We start from the raw sequence: 17,750 nt of genomic DNA, 5'->3' as shown, positions 1-17,750 counted from the left end.
TCGATGGATCGCCTTCACCCATCACCCACACCGACGATGACCACCGAAACCCTCGAACGTCCCTCGCTGTCGCAGCGCCTGAAACACGAAACCGCGGCGCAGCACGAACGCATGCACCAGCTCATGGAGCGCGGCGCGCCGTTCGCAAGCCGCGATGCGTATGCCCGCTTCGTCGCCGCGCAATATCTATTCCAGCGCGACGTCGAATTCCTGTTCCAGGACGACGCCGTCAAGCAGGCGGTGCCTGACCTGGAAGCACGCGGCCGCGAAGACGCCTCGCTCGCCGACCTGCGCGATCTGGGCGCCGCCGCCCCCGAGGACGGCATTGCCAGCATTGGCGTGACCATGCCCGAAGCGCTGGGCTGGCTGTACGTGTCCGAAGGCTCCACGCTGGGCGCCGCCTTCCTCTTCAAGCAGGCGCAATCCGACCTGGGCCTGTCCGCCGACTTCGGTGCGCGCAACCTTGCCGCCTACCCGGATGGCCGCGCCACCGTGTGGCGCCGCTTCGTCGCCTCGCTGGACAGCGATACGCTCGACCCCGCGACGCACGACGCCGTCATCGCCGGCGCCAACGCGGCCTATGACCGCTTCGGCGCATTGCTCGAACGGCACTTCGAACTCGGCGCATGACGCCACGCAAACCGTGGGTGCGGGCGCTGTATCTGGCGCTCGCTATCGTCAGCATCGCAGTGGCCGTCGCCGGGGTCTTCATCCCCGGCCTGCCCAGCACCGAATTCGTCCTGCTGGCCTCCTGGGCCGCCGCACGCAGCTCGCCCCGCCTGCACCGCTGGCTGCATGAGCATCGCTGGTTCGGCCCGATGCTGCACAACTGGCACAACGGCCGCATGGTCACGCGCCGCGCCAAGGTCATGGCCACGGTGTCGATGACGGTCTGTATGGTCGTGATGACGCAGACCATCCCCCATCCGTGGGTCGTCTGGCCGCTGTGCCTGACGATGGTGGCGGTGCTGGTGTGGATATGGCAAAGGCCCGAGCCGCCGGGCGAACAAGCCCGCGCATCGGCTACCGTCCCTGCGTGCCAGCAGGCGCAACGGTCGTAACTCGAAAGCAAAAAAGGTAGGCCACGCACCGTCACGGTGGCCTACCAAGGCCGACATCGTTGCAGCCTGCGCATCGCAGGCCGCGCATTGCAGCCCTTTCGTTGCAGCCCAATTACTTCGGCATCAGCACGGTGTCGATGACGTGGATGACGCCGTTATCCGCCACCACGTCCGTCTTCACGACCTTGGCGTTATCCACCATGACCGTCCCGCCATTGACCGTCACCGTCAGCGGGCTGCCTTGAACGGTCTTCACCTGGCCTGCCTTCACGTCCTTGGCCACGACCTTGCCCGGCACGACGTGATAGGTCAGGACCTTGGTCAGCGCCGCCTTGTCCTTCAACAGCGCGTCGAGCTCGTCCTTCGGCACCTTGGCGAAAGCCTCATCGGTCGGCGCAAACACGGTGAACGGACCCGGTCCCTTCAGCGTGTCCACCAATCCGGCGGCCTGCACGGCGGTCACCAGGGTGTTGAACGACCCCGCGGATTTGGCGGTGTCGACGATGTCGGCGGCCTGCGCCGTGCCCAGCGCCAGGGTGAGCGAAATACCTGCCAGAAGACGTTTCATGATTGACTCCTTGTCCCGTGAACATCCGCGAAAAGCGGGGTTTGCGCAAAGCGGCGTTGAGATCGAAAGTGAACCGCTTGAGGAGAAAATTTACGCGTCAGACGGCTTCTCGTCCATGTTTTGAACCGCTATTATTCAAACTTATCGGTTCAATATCGGGTCAACTGAAACCATGGAATCCAAGCAACCGGATGACGGCCGCATCACCTACCGCAGCGGCGTGGCGGCGCGGCTGGCGGGACTGTCGCCCGAAACCCTGCGCGTCTGGGAACGCCGCTACAACCTGTCGGGCGCGGAACGCTCGGCGCGTGGCCAGCGGCTCTATTCCGCCGAGCAGGTCCGCCGGCTCAGCCTGCTCAAGCAGCTGGTCGATCAAGGTCACGCCATCGGCGTGCTTGCACCCATGTCCGTGGATCAGTTGCAGGAACTGGCGGGCACCGCCGCGCACCAGCCCAAGGCGCACGGACCGTTGAGGCTGGGCGTGGTCGGCGCCAACCTGGCGCGGCGCATTGCCGGCAGCGGACGCGACGGACTGGACGTGATCGTCCAACATAGCTGGCCCCACCTTGAACAGGTCGCGCTCACGCCGCAGGACACCGGCGTCGAGGTACTGGTGATCGAACAGTCCGAACTGCACGAGAGCGCCTTGCCGCTGATCGTGGCCGCTGCGCAAGCATGCGGCCAAGCGGCCGTCGTGGTGCTGTACCGGTTCTGCGCCAGCGCGACCATCCGCGCGTTGCGCGCGCACGGCTGCCTGGCCGCCCGCGTTCCCGCCGACACCGGCGAGCTGCTGCAGTTGTGCCGGTCCGCGCTGGCGGGCGAGCGGCTGCCGACCGCGCCACAGCATCCGACGCTGGAGCTGCGCTTTGACGAACATGCGCTCCTGACCATCATGGCGTCCGGTAGCGGCCTTGCCTGCGAATGCCCGAAGCACCTGGCCGACCTGTTGCTGATGGTGGGCAGCTTTGAACGCTACAGCGTCCAGTGCGCGTCCCGCAACGAAGACGACGCGCAACTGCACAGCGAACTCGGACGCGCAGCCGGGCAGGCACGCGCCATCCTGGAAGTTGCGATGGAACGCCTGGCCAGAGCCGAAGGGCTGCCGTTGCCCGCCGGAATGCCGAAGACGGAAACCCAAAAGAAAACGCGCTGAGGGCAGGGCCGTACGACCCTGCCCTCAGCGCGTGGCGCGTGCAAAGGAACGAGCCCGGATTCAAGCCCGTTGCCGTTCAGGCATCGGCATTGAACCGGCCGCGCTCCCTGCGCCTTAGAAGCGCGTCATCAGCTTGAACATGCCCGACTGCTGGCGGTTGCCGCCGCCAAACTGCGCGTCGTACGCCACGCCAGCCGTCGTGTTGCGCGTGATCGCCACTTCTGCGCCCAGGCCCAGCACGGCCGCGTTCTGCGCAATGGGAACGCCCGACACCGTGAAGGTGCTGCCGCCCTCGAAAGCCAGCTTCTGCGTGGGTTTGACATCGCCCATCGCATGGCGCCAGCCCACCGTTGCCGTCAGGCGGCCCGGCGCGTCATCCGTGCCGATCAGCATGGCGCCGCGCAAGCCCAGCGTGGTGCTCGTCACATCGTCCTTGCTGCCCTCGCCGCGCAGGGCCGCGCTGCCGCCCGTTTCCTGGAAATCGCGCGTGCGGACCTGGTTCCATGCCACGCCGGCAAAGGGTTCGATGGCGTAGGCGTCGCCCAGCGGCAGCTTGTAGCCCAGTTCCGTGAACACCTGCGTCGACGACGCGTTATACGACGACTCGAGGCGCTGGTTCAGGCTGCCGGCCGCAATATTGCGCTTGGAATCGATCTCGTGCCAGGTGTAGGCCGCGCCCACCATGAAGCGCACATGTCCGGGACCGGCTTCGAAATTCTTGCCGCCGAAGACCGTGGCCGTGTAGCTGTCCACGCTCATGCGCGACGACACGTCGGAGATCGAGTTGTGGCTGCCGGTGTACCCGACCGCGCCGCCCAGACGCCAACCGCCGCCCACGTCGCCGTCGCCGCCGACAAAGAGACCGCCCGCGGACTGATGCACGGTGGATGCATTGCCGTCGCCACGGAAGGTGCTCCAGTTGCCGAAGGCCTGCGCCCAGATCGGCGATGCGCCGCTTTGCGGCAAGGCGTCGGATGACGACGCGCCCAGCTGCGCCGTCGGCCGGCCCGCGCGCATCGGCGCGTCGAGGTTGCCGCGCAGATGCGACAGCGGCAGGGTGGTCACCGCGTCGCCCTGGGCCTGCAGCACGCTGCCGGTGCTGGCGTACGCTTCGCCGGACAGTTGCTTCAGGGCCGCGCGCGCTTGCGCCGGAGACATGGCCAGCACGGCCGCCGTCACCTGGCTTGCACCCGTCGTCTTGCCTGCGCCATTGCCGCTGGCGATCAGCGACGAGTCGGCGCTGGGCGTGACGGGCGTGGTGACGACCGGGGCGGATTCATTGCCGTTGCCGGTGCCTGTCGCCGCCGAGCCACTGCCCGTCGTTGCGGAACCGTTGCCCGTCGATGCCGAGCCGTTGCCCGTCGACGCCGAGCCGTTGCCCGCCGATGCGGAACCGTTGCCCGTCGACGCCGAGCCATCGCCCGTCGATGCGGATCCGTTGCCCGTCGATGCGGAGCCATTGCCCGCCGATGCGGATCCGTTGCCCGCCGATGCAGAGCCGTCGCCCGCCGACGCCGAGCCATTGCCCGTCGATGCGGAACCATTGCCCGCCGAGGCCGACCCATTGCCGCTCGCAGGCGGCGCTTCCTGATCCAGCGCACCGCCCACGTTCGTTTCGTTCTCCGAACCGCCCACGCTGCCGATCGGCACGTCGTTACGCGAGAGCGTCATGAAAGCATTCTTCGCGTCATAGCTGAGCGACGGCGTCAGGAACGCGTAGTTGCTCGACACGCCCGTGAACCGGCCTTGAATGCCGCCGTCCGCGGTCAGGATGTTGTACGTCGTGCGCGGCGCGTAGTTGCCATTGGGCCCCACATGCGCGACCGTGCCGTCCAGCGTTGCCACGCCGGTCACATGGATGCGGTCGCTCAGCGTGCTGGTCGGATCGGCGTGGACGCGATAGATCGTGTCCTGGCCGAAGTTGAGATTGCCGTTGACCGTCAGCGTGCCCATCGGCGTGCCGTCGTTACCCGGCGAAATCACAGCCGTGGGGTACAGCGTCGTGCTGCCGACCTGGCCGACACCTGCCAGCACCACTTCGCGGCCGATGTCCATCGGGCCGTTCAGCTTGCCGTTGATCTCCAGCGCGCCGTCGGCGATGAAGATGGGGCCGGTCAGGTTGCTGCTGTCGCCGTTCAGGATGATCGAGCCAACGCCCGTCTTCACAAAACCTTCCGTGCCTTGCAGCGGGTTGTCGATGATGTCGACGAACTGGCCGGCCGCATACGTGCCGTCGCCGACGACGATCACGGGCGGGTTGCCGCCCGTGCCCGCCAGCGTGATCGGCGCGCCTTGCAGGCGATAGCGGTCGGTGGCGAACTGCAAGCCCGACGCACGCACCGGACCGGCGCTGCCGTCCACGGTGACCGTGCCCGCCGCGCCCGTGAAGATCGCGTAGCCGCCGCTGGGCAGGGCGCCCGTGGCGTTGGTCGGGCTGCTCCAGTTGCCGCTCGCCGCGGTCCACGTGCCGCTGCCGCCGCCCGCAGTGGCCGCGGAGGCCGCGCCATTGCCGTTCCACAGATTGGTGGTGCTGGGACCCAGGACCAGGTTGATGTGCTTGTCGCCCGTCAACGTCTGGATCGTCGCGGCCGGCGCCGAGTCGCCGGAGACCGTGCCCAGCGTCAGGCCGCCACTCAACGTGCCGCCGTACGACATGATGCGGTAAAAGCCCGCGTTGACCCCGTGCGTGCTGACCTTCACGTTCAGCGTCGCGTTGTTCAGGGCAACGTTGCCGCCCACCTTGATGTTGTCGCCCGTGCCGGGTTGCGTGATGGGCAGTCCGGCGTAGCCGGTTTCGAAATCAAAGACGCCGTTGTTGATCGACAGATTGCCGTTCACCACGAGATTGCCGTTGGAGACGCCCGTCGGCGTGTCCACCCAGTATCCCGGCGCAACGCGGGAATCTCCCGTCACGTTCAAGTCGCCACCAATCGACCCGAAACCCGCTACCGTGCCGTTCGACATGGCATTGACGTTGCCGCCGATCGCCACGCCCGCACCGCCGCCATTGCCGCCGATAACCGCCGTGCCGCCGTTGACATCAATGCCGCCGGGAAAGTTGGCCGACCCGTCAAACACCTGCGTATTACCCGACCCGATGGTCAGGTCCGCAGCGGTGACGTTCCCCACATAGGACGCGCTCAGGGCGAGCGTCGCCGTCAGCCACTTCTTTGTGCCGTATGCCAAAACTTCAATCCTCCGGATTAATCGAGCTTCCTTTCACACATTGCCGATATGTTTAAAAAGTATCGGCAAGTAATAATGCAGCCGGCGTGAATTTAGGGTCAGCTCTCGAAAAAAGGAGGCACTGTATAACGGTTCTTTTTACGTCCCCGTTAATAAACGGGGTGATATCCCGTTAATTATCAAAATAGGTCTACGGAATACGACCGATATTTGTAGAAACCACGACGGACGGGTTATCCGAAGTATTTACATTCGTTGAATGGATACCATCTCTGCGCGGCATAACGCTTGATTTGGATACCATCCTTTGTCCTGCCTGTGCCCATTACCGGAACGCGATTCACATACGTTTCGGAAACAAAATGACACGACGGATCGGTCGACCATTACCTTCTTGATTAATCCGGCCGGCGCTGCGTGCCCAAGCTAAAAATGCGTTTCAGTCGGCTGATTAATGCCGCTGGTGAAGAAGCTGTACGGATTCTCACGGTTCTGGAGCCGCATTCAGGACACCGCGTGGCAACGCCGTGCCCCGCCATCAAGCGTTCCACGGACCGCTTCAGTCCACCATTTCGCTGCTCAAGCTGCCGGATCCGCTGCAAGTCGTCCCGGCTTTGGACGGCTCGCAGATAAGCGCGCAGCCCGTCGAACGGTGGCCGTGTCTCACTGCGGCAGTCGGGCGTATCCATGTTCTCTCCACCCGCCTATTCCGCGGGTGAGCCGGCGGCCACGGCATCAGGCAGCGGAAACGTCACGCTTAAGCACACGCCACGCCCCTCGGCGCCGTCCTCCAACGTGACGCGCGCATTGTGCGAGCGGGCGATCCTTGCCACCAGGGCCAGCCCCAATCCGCTGCCGTGGCTTGGCGCACCGGGCCCGCGGTAGAAGGGGTCGAAGATGCGCTCGCGCAGCGGCCGTGCGATGCCCGGGCCGTTGTCCGACACCGCCAACGTGACGCTGTCGGCCGCCCGCTCCACCACCACCCGGATCGAACTGCCGTCGCCGCTGTACCGGCCTGCGTTGTCCAGCAGGTTGCGCACCAGGATGCCCAGCGCGTCGACCTGACCCAGGATCTGGCCCGGGACGGCATCCACGGTGAGCTGCTGGCCGCGATGGACAAACGACGCCTGCATGTCCCGCAGGACAAAGCCCACGACGGAAGCGAGATTCACGGGTTCGAGCACGATGTCGTTCCTGTCGGTGCGCGCCAGGTCCAGCAGCTGCTCGACGATGCGCGCGCTGCGGCGGGTCGTCTCGGCGATCTTCTGCATCAGCATCTTCGCTTTGACGGGATCGTTGACCCGATATGCCGTGTCCGCGTACACGGCCAGCACCGCCAACGGCGTGCGCAGCTCGTGGGCAGCGTCGCCGATGAATCGCCGCTCGTTCTCGACGAGCGTCAGCACCCGACGCTGCCGCTCGTTGATGGCGCGTATCAGGGGTCCCACTTCGGCGGGCACCGCGCGTTCGTCAACCGTCACGCCGTCGGTCACGCTGGCCTGCGCGATCTCCCGGCCGGCGCGGCCAAGCTTGCGCGTCGAACGGCAGACCACGAACATCGTGACGCTGCCGATCCCCGCAAACATCAGCAGCGTGATGATCGAGCCCAACTCGAAGCGGTCGGCAAGCCCCGCGTAGAACGCGCGCGTCGGCGTCGCGGCAACGATCTCGAAGCGGGCCGTCTCGTCCAGTCCCGCATAAACGCGCCAGGTGTCGCCGCCGAAGAGGACGCACGAGAACCCAATGGAATTGACTTGCGCCATCTGCGTGCGCGGCGCGTCCGTCGACGCCAGCACCAGCCGGTTCGTCACGCGGTCCCAGACCTGGATCTCGGTCTTGCCGATGGACTGGCGCAACAGGAAGGGGGGCACCGGCAGGTCGCGGGTGATGTCCTGCGTTACCGGCACCATCGCCAGAAAGAACGCAACGCTGTCGACCACTGCCCTCAGCTCATGATCGCGCGCCCCGGACTCGCTCCGCGTCAGGCTGTTCCAGTACAGACCGAACTGCACCAGCCACGACACCAGCAGCGCGCTGAAGATGCCCAGCAGAATCTGCGCCCGCATCGAATTCGTGACCCGGCGCATCAGCTGCTGTCCCGGGCGAGGCGATAGCCTTGGCCGTGCACGTTCTCGATGGCGTCCTTGCCCAGCTTGCGCCGCAGGGCGTGAATGAACACGGCGATCGTATTGCTTTCGCCGGGCCGGTCGGCGCCGTAGAGATGCGCGCGCAGTTCTTCGGTGGACACCAGCCGGTCGGGATGCCTGAGCAGCATCTCCAGCGTGCGGAACTCCTGCTCGGACAGGCGCGTCGGTGCCTCGTCGACAAAGGCCTCGCGGCGCCCCGGGTCCAGCTTCACATGACGCCAGGCCAGCACCTTGTCGCCCGCCACGCCGCTGCGCCGGAGCAGCGCGCGCATGCGTGCAAAGAGCTCTGTGGGCTCGAACGGCTTGATGACGTAATCGTCGGCGCCCAGATCCAGCCCCTTGATGCGGTCGCTCAAGGCATCCCGCGCGGTGATCAGGATCACCGGCACCGCGTCGCCACGCCGGCGCAGAAAGCGCAGCACGTCCAGCCCCGACCCGCGATGCAGACCGATATCGAGCAGCACGATCGTGAAGGCATGCTCCAGAAGCAGCACCTTGGCGGCGTCGACTTCCTGCACCAGCGTCACCGCAAAGTCCAGCTCCTCGAGGGCCAGCGTCAGTGCGTCCGCGAACATCGCGTCGTCCTCGACCAACAGCACCCGCATGTCAGTTCCCCTGTGTGGGCGTTGGCAGCCTCTGCGCGGCGCGGCGGGCTTGCCGCGCATGCCGCATCATAAAGGTCTGCCGCCGGCTCAGGCGTGCGCGGGCGCGGCCAGCGCCAGCGGCTCGTAGCGCGCGCCCGGATGCGCTGCAGTGGTTCGCCGTTCCGTCTTGAAGCGCGCCACGGCCTGCAGCAGCTCCTTCGCCTGCGTGGCCATTGCGCCTGCCGCCGCGGCCGATTCCTCGACCAGCGCGGCGTTCTGCTGCGTCATCGTGTCCATCTGCGACACCGCCACGTTCACCTGTTCAATGCCGCTGGTCTGCTCCGCCGAGGCCGAGGCGATTTCCACCGTCACCTCTTTCAGGCGGGCCACCGCGTCCAGCACCTTCTGCATCTGGTCGCCCGCCGTGGCCGCCAGCGACTCGCCGCCTTGCACCGCGCGCTTGGAATTCTCGATCAGGCCCTTGATCTCCTTGGCTGCCGTCGCGCTGCGTTGCGCCAGCGCGCGCACTTCGGTGGCCACCACTGCGAAGCCGCGGCCCTGTTCGCCGGCCCGCGCGGCTTCCACCGCCGCATTCAGCGCAAGAATGTTCGTCTGGAACGCGATGCTGTCGATCACCGAGACGATTTCGCCGACGCGCTCGGCATCGGTCGAGATCGCACCGATCGCGTCCACCACCTGGCCCACCACGTGGCCCGCCTCAACCGTGAGCTGGCTGCAATCCACGGCGAGACTGCTGCCGCTGGCCGCGTTGTCCTGGTTCATCCGCACGGTCGAGGTCATTTCCTCGATGCTGGCGGCCGTTTCCTCCAGCGACGCGGCCTGTTCCTCGGTACGCTGCGACAGGTCGGCGTTGCCTTCTGCAATCTGGGCGGACGCCGTCGAGATGGATTCCGCCGCGCTGATGATGGTCCCCACCGTCGTCGCCAGTTGCATGCGCATCGTCTCCAGCGAATACATCAGGCTCGACCTGTCGCGTCCGTCCAGCGTGAGCGCCGTGGTGAGATCGCCGCTTGCAATGGCGCCCGCCAGCTTCTGCGCATCGGCAGGCTCGCCGCCAAGCTGACGCAGGATGCTGCGCGTGATCAGCCAGGCCGACAGCACACCGGCCAGTACGGCGATCGCCATGATCACGACGATTGCATGGCGCAGGCGTGCCGACGTCTGCGCGGCTTCTGCGGCCGATTCGTCACTGAGTTTGGTTTCCATGTTGGCTAGCGCCATCAACTGGTCGAGCCAGGCGTCCTGCTTGCCGCGCAGCTCTTCACGCAGAATCCGGGCGGCTTCCTGCGCATTGTTCTGGCGCCCGGCTTCAAGGGCGCGCATGTAGATGGGCGTCGCTTCCTGCTGCGCACGCTGCGCGGCGGCCAGCAGATCGGTCTCGGCGGGCAGCGTCCCTTCGTCCTCGGCAAACATCTTCGCAAGCTGTTCGCTGGCTTGGCGATAGCGCGTCGCCATGTCTTCCGATCGGGTGATCTCATTCGCCACGGCTTGCGGGTCCGTGTACAGCACGATGTTGCGCACGACGATGGCCCGGCCCTGCACCAGCTCGCGCATCTGCAACGCCAGCTTCAACTGCTGATTGTTCACGTTGACGATGTCGGACATCGACTTGTCCAGCGTCCGCACGGCATACAGGGACAGGCCCCCAAGCACCAGCAGCGCCAGGATAAGCAAGAGGAAACCGATAGCGAGGCGAGACCTCACTTTCATGGTTGCAAGATTCATCATTCGCCTTTGTTGTGATCGGCAACCGGCTCATGACTACTCGCGCTATTGCAGCGCTGGCCCCACTGACAGGCGCCGCGCCGGCTGACGAGCGCGACTATAGCGAGGCAACAATTAATGAATCGTTAAGCCCCGCCAAGGCTAGAAGCTGTGCCGCAACCCCAGCGCAATGGTCTGCGGGCTGGCGCCGGCAGTCACGCCAAGTTCATTGATGGCGAAATCGTAGGCCGCGTTCGAACGGTTCTTGATCTTCGAGTAGTACGCATACACGGACGTGCGCTTGGACAAGGGCTGCTCGTAGCCGAGCGTGTATTGGACCGCGCCGGTGTTCTCGCCGCTACGGACATAGCCCACCTGTTGCGTGGACGGCCCGGTGCCGTTGGCGGCGTAGCCGACGGACGCGTTGAGGCTGCCTGAACCCAGCTTCTGCACCAGCGACACGTAGTAACCCTTGCGGCGCAGATCGCCGGTGGCCGTCTGGTAGCGCAACTGCTCGACGACGAGGTTGATCGTGGTGGTCGGGAACGAATACGAGGCGCCCAGCTTGATGGCATCGTCGTGCGAATCGGCCATCTGGTAGTTCCTGTGCAGCTCATAGGCCGCCACCAGCGCCAGCGGACCTTCCTTGTAGGCCGCGGACCACGAGAAGAGCTGGGGATTGCGCGGCGTCGTCATGCGCTCCTGCGGCAGACCCCAAGTGAAGCCCGCGCTCAGGCCATGCCAGTCGGCCGAGCGGAAATGCAGCGAGTTCTTCTGGCGCCGGTCAAACGAACTGGTGTTCTCGACGTTGCCCGAGCTGGAGGCCGAACCGTTGCCCATCAGCGCCATGTACCCGGCCGTCATCGGGTAGTACGGGTCCATTTTCATGGTCGACTCGGTGTAGGCCGTGTGCCAATTGCCCAGGAAGAACGTGCCGTAGGGCGATGCCAGCCCCAGCCGCGTGTTCCGGCTGGCGATCTCGCCTTGCCCGGTGTTGAGCGCGATGCCGCTTTCGATCTGGAAGATTGCCGAGAGACCATTGCCCAGGTCCTCTTCGCCGCGCAGGCCGAAAACCGACCGGTTGTTCGTCATGCGCGAGCCGGAGCCGGCATTGTCGCCGCCGCTGATCCAGGCGTATTCCAGTGCGGTGTTCAGCCGGCCGTATAGCGTGACGGATGACTGCGCCGTCGCGCTGCCCACGGCGCCACACAGCGCGGCCACCGCGCATCCACCAACCAGAACCCGTTTGCGCGCGTCGCGGCCAACCTTCATCTCATGCTCCTGTGCTTTCCGTGGGAATCCTGCGCGATGAACCCATGGGCACGGGATACGAGCGACCCCGGAACTGCAAGGCAGCACGCAAACCGGAAGACGATACGCGTGCATGCCGTGCCGGCGCCATTCGTCGATGGTATAGGGTGACGAACCTAATGTCGGATTGCGCCCCGGCGGGCGCCATGAAAACCTAGCCACCGCGAAATTAATCGAGGAGAGTGGCATGGCTTCGCGTCGACAAGTCCTGGGAGCGGCGTCTTCGCTGGCTTCAGCGTTTGCGCTCAACAGCATGTGGGCAGGCCGGGCGAATGCCGGGTCGCAGAACCAGACCGGCACGCCGCTGGCGGACGGCCCCCCGGAAGTGATCTTCTACAACGGCCGTTTCACCACGCTGGACCGCGCCAACCCGGAAGCGGGCGCCGTCGCCGTGAAGGCCGGCAAGTTCGTCGCGGTGGGCAGCGACCGGGAAGTCCTGCGCCTGGCGGGACCGAACACCCGGCTGGTGGACCTGAAAAAGAAGAGCGTCCTGCCCGGGCTCTACGACAACCACACCCACGTCGTGCGCGGCGGCCTGAACTACAACATGGAGTTGCGCTGGGACGGCGTGCGGTCCCTGGCGGACGCCATGGAAATGCTGCGCCGCCAGGTCGCCAACACGCCCGCGCCTCAATGGGTGCGCGTGGTGGGCGGATTCACCGAGCACCAGTTCATTGAAAAGCGCCTGCCGACCATCGAGGAAATCAATGCGGTTGCGCCGGACACCCCCGTGTTCCTGCTGCATCTGTACGACCGCGCGCTGCTGAACGCCGCGGCGCTGCGCGTGGTGGGTTACACCCGGGACACGCCCGACCCCGAAGGCGGTCAGATCATCCGCGATTCGAACGGCAATCCGACGGGCCTGCTGCTGGCCAAGCCCAATGCCACGATCCTGTATTCCACGCTGGCCAAGGGCCCGAAGCTGCCGTTCGACTACCAGCTGAATTCCACGCGCCACTTCATGCGCGAGCTGAACCGGCTGGGCGTCACGGGCGTCATCGACGCCGGCGGCGGCTATCAGAACTACCCGGACGACTACGCCGTCATCCAGAAGCTGGCCGACGACAACCAGTTGACCGTTCGCCTCGCCTACAACCTCTTCACGCAAAAGCCCAAGCACGAGAAGGAAGACTTCCTGAACTGGACGTCTTCGGTCAAGTACAAGCAGGGCGACGATTACTTCCGCCATAACGGCGCGGGTGAAATGCTGGTGTTCTCGGCCGCCGACTTCGAGGACTTCCGCGTCGAACGCCCGGACATGCCGCCGGAAATGGAAGGCGAGCTGGAAGAGGTCGTGCGCGTCCTGGTCCAGAACAAATGGCCCTGGCGCCTGCACGCCACGTACGACGAAACCATCTCGCGGGCGCTGGACGTCTTCGAGAAAGTGCATCGCGACACGCCGCTCACCGGCATCAACTGGTTCTTCGATCACGCCGAGACGATCTCGGACAAGTCGATCGACCGGATCGCCGCGCTGGGCGGCGGCATTGCCGTGCAGCACCGCATGGCTTACCAGGGCGAATACTTTGTCGAGCGCTACGGCGCGAAGGCCGCGCAGGCCACGCCCCCGGTCAAGCGCATCCTGCAAAAGGGCGTGAAGACGTCCGCCGGCACGGACGCCACGCGCGTCGCGTCGTACAACCCGTGGATCTCGCTGTCGTGGATGACCACGGGCAAGACCGTGGGCGGCATGCCGCTTTATCCGCACGAAAACCTGCTGGACCGCGAGACGGCGCTGCGCATGTGGACCGAGAACGTCGCGTGGTTCTCCAACGACGAAGGCAAGCGCGGCCGCATCCAGGTGGGCCAATTCGCCGATCTGATGGTCCCGTCCCAGGACTACTTCACGGTGGCGGACGAAGAGATTTCGTTCCTGACGTCCGACCTGACCGTGGTGGGCGGGCGCGTGGTCTACGGCGCGGGCGACTTCGCCAAGCTCGACGAGAACGCGCCGCCGCCCGCCATGCCCGACTGGTCGCCCACGCGCCTGTTCGGCGGCTATGCCGCCTGGGGCGACCCGGAAGGCGCGGGCCGCAATTCGCTGGACTACAAGCGCTTTGCCGCTGCCTGCGGTTGCGCCAGCGCGTGCGGCCTGCATGGCCACAGCCACGCCAATGCGTGGGCGTCCAGCGTGCCGGCCTCCGACCAGAAGTCGTTCTTCGGCGCGCTGGGCTGCTCGTGCTGGGCCGTGTAAGGGACTAATCCATGTCGAGCATTTCAACCTCGCTGGCCGGCATCGCGCGCCCCGTTCTCGGGGGCCGCATTGCCCGCTTTGTCGCCTATCTGGGCTTGTGCGCGGCGTATCTGCAGGGGGGGCTGGTCAAGCTGACCGACTTTCCGGGCGCCATCGCGGAAATGACCCATTTCGGGCTCACGCCCGCGCCGTTCTTTGCCGTGGTCGTGATCGCGCTGGAGATCATCGCCTCGCTCATGATCCTGACCGGCTGGCACCGCTGGATCGGCGCCCTGGCGCTGGCGATCTTCACGCTCCTCGCCACCTTCGTCGCCCTGCAGTTCTGGGAAATGCCGCCCGGCCAGGCGCGCTTCTTCGCCGCCAACTCGTTCTTCGAGCACCTTGGGCTGGTCGGCGGATTCCTGCTGGTGATCTGGCAGGACCTGAACGAACGGCGGTAACGGCCTCTTTTGCAGTGCCCGTCGCGCTGACCGCACCGCCGGTCCAACGGGCACTGCGTCTTCCACGTTTACCTTGCACATCATGGAACAGACACCCGTATCTCCCCGATTCACCGGCCTCCTGGGCTTTAACGCGGGATACGTCGATACGGCGGGGTTCCTGGCGTTGAATGGCCTTTTCACGGCGCACGTGACCGGCAACTTCGTCACGCTGGGCGCCGCCTTCGTCCACGGCACGACCGGCGCCTTTGCCAAGCTCCTGGCCTTGCCGCTCTTCTGTGCCGTCGTCGTCCTGACGCGCCTGTTTGCGTCCGGCCTCGCGGCCGCGGACTCGGCCATGTCGAAACTCATGTGCGCGAAGGTGCTGCTGCTGGCTGCCGCGGCCGCGGTCCTCATCGCCTACGGCCCGTTTTCCGACAGCGACGCGCCCTTTGCCGTGATGGGCGGCATGCTGCTGGTCGCGGCCATGGGCATCCAGAATGCGATCCAGCGCATGCACCTGGGCAGCGCGCCGCCGTCCACACTGATGACCGGCACCACCACGCAGGTGATGATCGACCTTGCCGACCTCTGCAAGGGCGTGTCGGGCGAGGCCCGCACGGCCGCCGTCGGCCGCCTGCGCAAGATGCTGCCCGCCCTGGCGGCCTTTGCGTCCGGCTGCGCCATCGCCGCGCTCTTGTACTGGGCGTCGCTCATGTGGTGTTTCGTCCTGCCGCCCGTCGTCGCCGCCCTGGCCACCCTGGGCATCAAGCGCGCCCCCGCCTGACCCTACCTGAAGGGGGACGCGCCATACCTTCGAACAATGTCGAAATGCGAACGTTTCCCATATCCTGACGTTCTCGTTAAAGCTCGCGGCACAGCGGGCGAATGAGGCATCTTCATGCAGCCAGGCGCTATGCGTCCCCCCCTCTGATTCAATCTTCCAGGTGATTTTCATGTCCCAAGCAAAGCTCGAAGTCCTGACCCCGCAGAACAGCCAGATCATCTTCATCGATCACCAGCCGCAAATGGCCTTCGGCGTGCAGTCGATCGACCGCCAGACGCTGAAGAACAACGTCGTCGGCCTGGCCAAGGCCGCCAAGGTCTTCGGCGTTCCGACCACCATCACCACCGTCGAAACCGAGTCGTTCTCGGGCTACACCTACCCCGAACTGCTGGACGTGTTCCCGAACCAGAAGGTCCTGGAACGCACCTCGATGAACTCGTGGGACGACCAGAAGGTGCGTGACGCGCTGGCGGCCAACGGCCGCAAGAAGGTTGTCGTCGCCGGCCTCTGGACCGAAGTCTGCAACACCACGTTCGCCCTGTGCGCCATGCTGGAAGGCGAGTACGAGATCTACATGGTTTCGGACGCGTCCGGCGGCACGTCCAAGGAAGCGCATGACATGGCCATGCAACGCATGATCCAGGCCGGCGTCGTGCCGGTCACGTGGCAGCAAGTGCTGCTGGAATGGCAGCGCGACTGGGCCCACCGTGACTCCTACGATGCCGTGATGGAAATCGTGAAGGAACACTCGGGCGCCTACGGCATGGGCGTGGACTACGCCTACACCATGGTGCACAAGGCCAAGCAGCGCACGCAGACTGCCCACGACGCCATCGCGCCCGTCGCCGCGCCCGTCATCGCCCGCTGATGCCCCACGGGCCCGCAGCCGCTCTCGCAGCGGCCGCGGGCCTTTTTGCTTTCTTCCGCAGCCTGCCCGCCATGACGACCGCCGACATCCGACCCGCTGACCCAGCCCCGCCTTCCTCTCCCTTCGCCTACTCCGCCTTCACGGTGATCTGGGTGGCTACCGTCCTGTCGAACATCGGCACCTGGATGCACGACGTGGGCGCGGGCTGGCTCATGACCTCGCTGTCGCCGTCGCCGATGTTCGTGGCGCTGGTGCAGACGGCGGGCGCGTTGCCCGTGTTCCTGCTGTCGCTCCTGGCTGGCGCGCTGGCCGACACGATGGACCGCCGCAAGCTGTTGCTGATGGTGCAGATCGCGATGGGCTTCATCGCGCTGGCGCTGGGCCTGGTCGTCTGGTTTGGTCTGACCACGCCGTGGGTGCTGTTGGGCTTTACCTTGCTGATGGGCATCGGCACGGCGCTGTCGGCGCCCGCGTGGCAAGCCATCGTCCCAAGCCTCGTGCCGCGTCCTTCGCTGCAGCAGGCCATCGCGACCAATAGCGTGGGCATCAACGTCAGCCGCGCCATTGGTCCGGCGCTGGCCGGGGTGCTGATCACCAGCCTGGGCGTGGCGATTCCGTTCTTTGTGAACGCGGTCAGCTTCATCGTGGTTGTGGCCGCACTGATCTGGTGGAAGCCGCCCGCGGCCGCTGAAAAACGCCTGCCGCGCGAACAACTGTTTCATGCCATGCGTGCTGGCCTGCGTTTCGCGCTGCACAGCAAGCCGCTCAAATCCACGCTGGTCCGTGCCGTCGCGTTCTTCCTGTTTGCCAGCGCCTACTGGGCCTTGCTGCCGGTGATCGTGCGCCAGGTGTTGCAGGGTGGCGCCTTGCTCTACGGCATCATCCTGGGCTGCGTCGGTGCGGGCGCCGTGATCGGCGCCATCGTGCTGCCGCCGCTGCGCAAGAAGCTGGGCCCGGACCGCAGCGTCATGGCCGGCACGCTGGGCACGGCGCTTACGCTGGTGGTGTTTGCGGTGGTGCCGCATCCCGTCGTCGCCGGCGCGTTCAGCTTTCTGGCGGGCGCGTCGTGGATCATGGTGCTGACCTCGCTCAACGTGTCCGCCCAGGTGGCGCTGCCCGACTGGGTGCGCGCACGCGGGCTGGCGATCTTCGTCACGGTGTTCTTCGGCTCGATGACCGCCGGCAGCATGATCTGGGGACAGACCGCCGTACGCGCCGGCGTTCCCACGGCCCTGCTGATCGCGGCCGCGGGCTCGGTCCTGGCGATGCTGCTGACCCGCAAGGCCAAGCTGCAACTGGGCGCCGACCTGGACCTCGCGCCGTCGATGCACTGGCCCGAACCCCTGATCGGCCAGCACGTCACGCATGATCGCGGCCCGGTGATGATTACCGTGGAATACCTGATCGATCCGGCACGCGGCGCGGACTTCGTGCAGGCCATGCAGCATGCCGGCGCCGAACGCCGGCGCGACGGCGCGTATGCGTGGGGCATTTTTGAAGACGCCGCCCAGCCCGGCCGCTACCTGGAATACTTCCTGGTGATGTCGTGGCTGGAACACCTGCGCCAGCACGAGCGTGTCACCCACGCCGACGAGGACCAGCAGGCGGAAGTGCGCGCCTTCCACATCGGCGACACGCCGCCGCGGGTCTCGCACTTCGTCGCCCCCATCCCGCAATAAGGGGCAGCAGGATGAGACCGGCGCTGCCCGCACACACCGTTACAAGCGAAGCATGATTCCTGACTAGA

At 65.9% G+C, this 17,750-nt stretch carries 15 protein-coding genes; 9 read left to right on the top strand and 6 right to left on the bottom strand.

Going from position 1 to position 17,750, the window contains the following annotated elements; genetic code table 11:
- The first annotated feature begins 36 nt into the window (after positions 1-36).
- Both AC6CIE_RS14155 and AC6CIE_RS14150 read left to right on the top strand, forming a co-directional pair.
- Positions 37-630, top strand: coding sequence for a biliverdin-producing heme oxygenase (locus tag AC6CIE_RS14155; RefSeq protein ID WP_452003767.1), 594 nt, complete (start codon positions 37-39; stop codon positions 628-630).
- A complete protein-coding gene (locus tag AC6CIE_RS14150; RefSeq protein ID WP_495602406.1) occupies positions 627-1,061 on the top strand; it encodes a DUF454 family protein in 435 nt (144 codons plus the stop codon). The genes AC6CIE_RS14155 and AC6CIE_RS14150 overlap by 4 nt, the downstream gene beginning before the upstream one ends.
- A gap of 112 nt (positions 1,062-1,173) precedes the next feature.
- On the opposite strand, the gene AC6CIE_RS14145 is transcribed toward AC6CIE_RS14150, so the two are convergent.
- Complete coding sequence (locus AC6CIE_RS14145) at positions 1,174-1,629, bottom strand: fasciclin domain-containing protein (RefSeq protein WP_498092530.1); 456 nt, start codon at positions 1,627-1,629, stop codon at positions 1,174-1,176.
- Between AC6CIE_RS14145 and AC6CIE_RS14140 the strand changes: the two genes are divergently transcribed.
- Together AC6CIE_RS14140 and AC6CIE_RS14135 are read left to right on the top strand one after the other, a co-directional pair.
- Complete coding sequence (locus AC6CIE_RS14140) at positions 1,628-1,753, top strand: hypothetical protein (protein ID WP_263597313.1); 126 nt, start codon at positions 1,628-1,630, stop codon at positions 1,751-1,753. The two genes, AC6CIE_RS14145 and AC6CIE_RS14140, sit on opposite strands and share 2 nt — an antisense overlap.
- Positions 1,754-1,801: 48 nt before the next feature.
- Entirely contained in the window at positions 1,802-2,782 is a 981-nt protein-coding gene (locus AC6CIE_RS14135) for a MerR family transcriptional regulator (protein WP_498092528.1), read from the top strand.
- 114 nt (positions 2,783-2,896) lie between these two features.
- Here the strand turns inward: AC6CIE_RS14135 and AC6CIE_RS14130 are convergent, their stop codons facing one another.
- The 5 genes from AC6CIE_RS14130 to AC6CIE_RS14110 all read right to left on the bottom strand — a co-directional run bounded on the left by AC6CIE_RS14130 (position 2,897) and on the right by AC6CIE_RS14110 (position 11,696).
- Positions 2,897-5,968 carry an autotransporter outer membrane beta-barrel domain-containing protein gene (locus tag AC6CIE_RS14130; RefSeq protein ID WP_498092526.1) on the bottom strand — a complete coding sequence of 1,024 codons (3,072 nt, stop codon included), beginning with the start codon at positions 5,966-5,968 and terminating at the stop codon, positions 2,897-2,899.
- A gap of 704 nt (positions 5,969-6,672) precedes the next feature.
- Positions 6,673-8,055: a sensor histidine kinase gene (locus AC6CIE_RS14125; RefSeq protein WP_498092524.1), complete on the bottom strand. Its 1,383-nt coding sequence runs from the start codon at positions 8,053-8,055 to the stop codon at positions 6,673-6,675.
- Positions 8,055-8,720 (bottom strand): response regulator transcription factor, encoded by a 666-nt coding sequence (locus AC6CIE_RS14120; protein ID WP_279975800.1) that lies wholly within the window; start codon positions 8,718-8,720, stop codon positions 8,055-8,057. Before AC6CIE_RS14120 ends, AC6CIE_RS14125 begins: the two co-directional genes overlap by 1 nt.
- Positions 8,721-8,807: 87 nt before the next feature.
- Complete coding sequence (locus tag AC6CIE_RS14115; protein WP_498092522.1) at positions 8,808-10,430, bottom strand: methyl-accepting chemotaxis protein; 1,623 nt, start codon at positions 10,428-10,430, stop codon at positions 8,808-8,810.
- A gap of 156 nt (positions 10,431-10,586) precedes the next feature.
- Complete coding sequence (locus tag AC6CIE_RS14110; RefSeq protein WP_191576348.1) at positions 10,587-11,696, bottom strand: porin; 1,110 nt, start codon at positions 11,694-11,696, stop codon at positions 10,587-10,589.
- Positions 11,697-12,039: 343 nt separating this feature from the next.
- On the opposite strand from AC6CIE_RS14110, the gene AC6CIE_RS14105 reads away from it, so the two are divergent.
- The 5 genes from AC6CIE_RS14105 to AC6CIE_RS14085 all read left to right on the top strand — a co-directional run bounded on the left by AC6CIE_RS14105 (position 12,040) and on the right by AC6CIE_RS14085 (position 17,682).
- Positions 12,040-13,929, top strand: a complete 1,890-nt coding sequence (locus AC6CIE_RS14105) for an amidohydrolase (protein WP_246282844.1) — start codon at positions 12,040-12,042, stop codon at positions 13,927-13,929.
- Between the two features lie 11 nt (positions 13,930-13,940).
- Positions 13,941-14,369, top strand: a complete 429-nt coding sequence (locus AC6CIE_RS14100; protein WP_175185602.1) for a DoxX family protein — start codon at positions 13,941-13,943, stop codon at positions 14,367-14,369.
- A gap of 82 nt (positions 14,370-14,451) precedes the next feature.
- A complete protein-coding gene (locus AC6CIE_RS14095) occupies positions 14,452-15,135 on the top strand; it encodes a DUF1275 family protein (RefSeq protein WP_495602411.1) in 684 nt (227 codons plus the stop codon).
- 169 nt (positions 15,136-15,304) lie between these two features.
- On the top strand, positions 15,305-16,003 hold the full coding sequence (locus AC6CIE_RS14090) for a hydrolase (protein ID WP_175123847.1): 699 nt from the start codon (positions 15,305-15,307) through the stop codon (positions 16,001-16,003).
- Between the two features lie 71 nt (positions 16,004-16,074).
- Positions 16,075-17,682 (top strand): MFS transporter, encoded by a 1,608-nt coding sequence (locus AC6CIE_RS14085; protein ID WP_498092520.1) that lies wholly within the window; start codon positions 16,075-16,077, stop codon positions 17,680-17,682.
- Positions 17,683-17,750 lie beyond the last annotated feature (68 nt).

The organism is Achromobacter sp. GQ309, from assembly GCF_059759315.1.
This window is presented reverse-complemented; position numbering and strand designations above follow the sequence as displayed.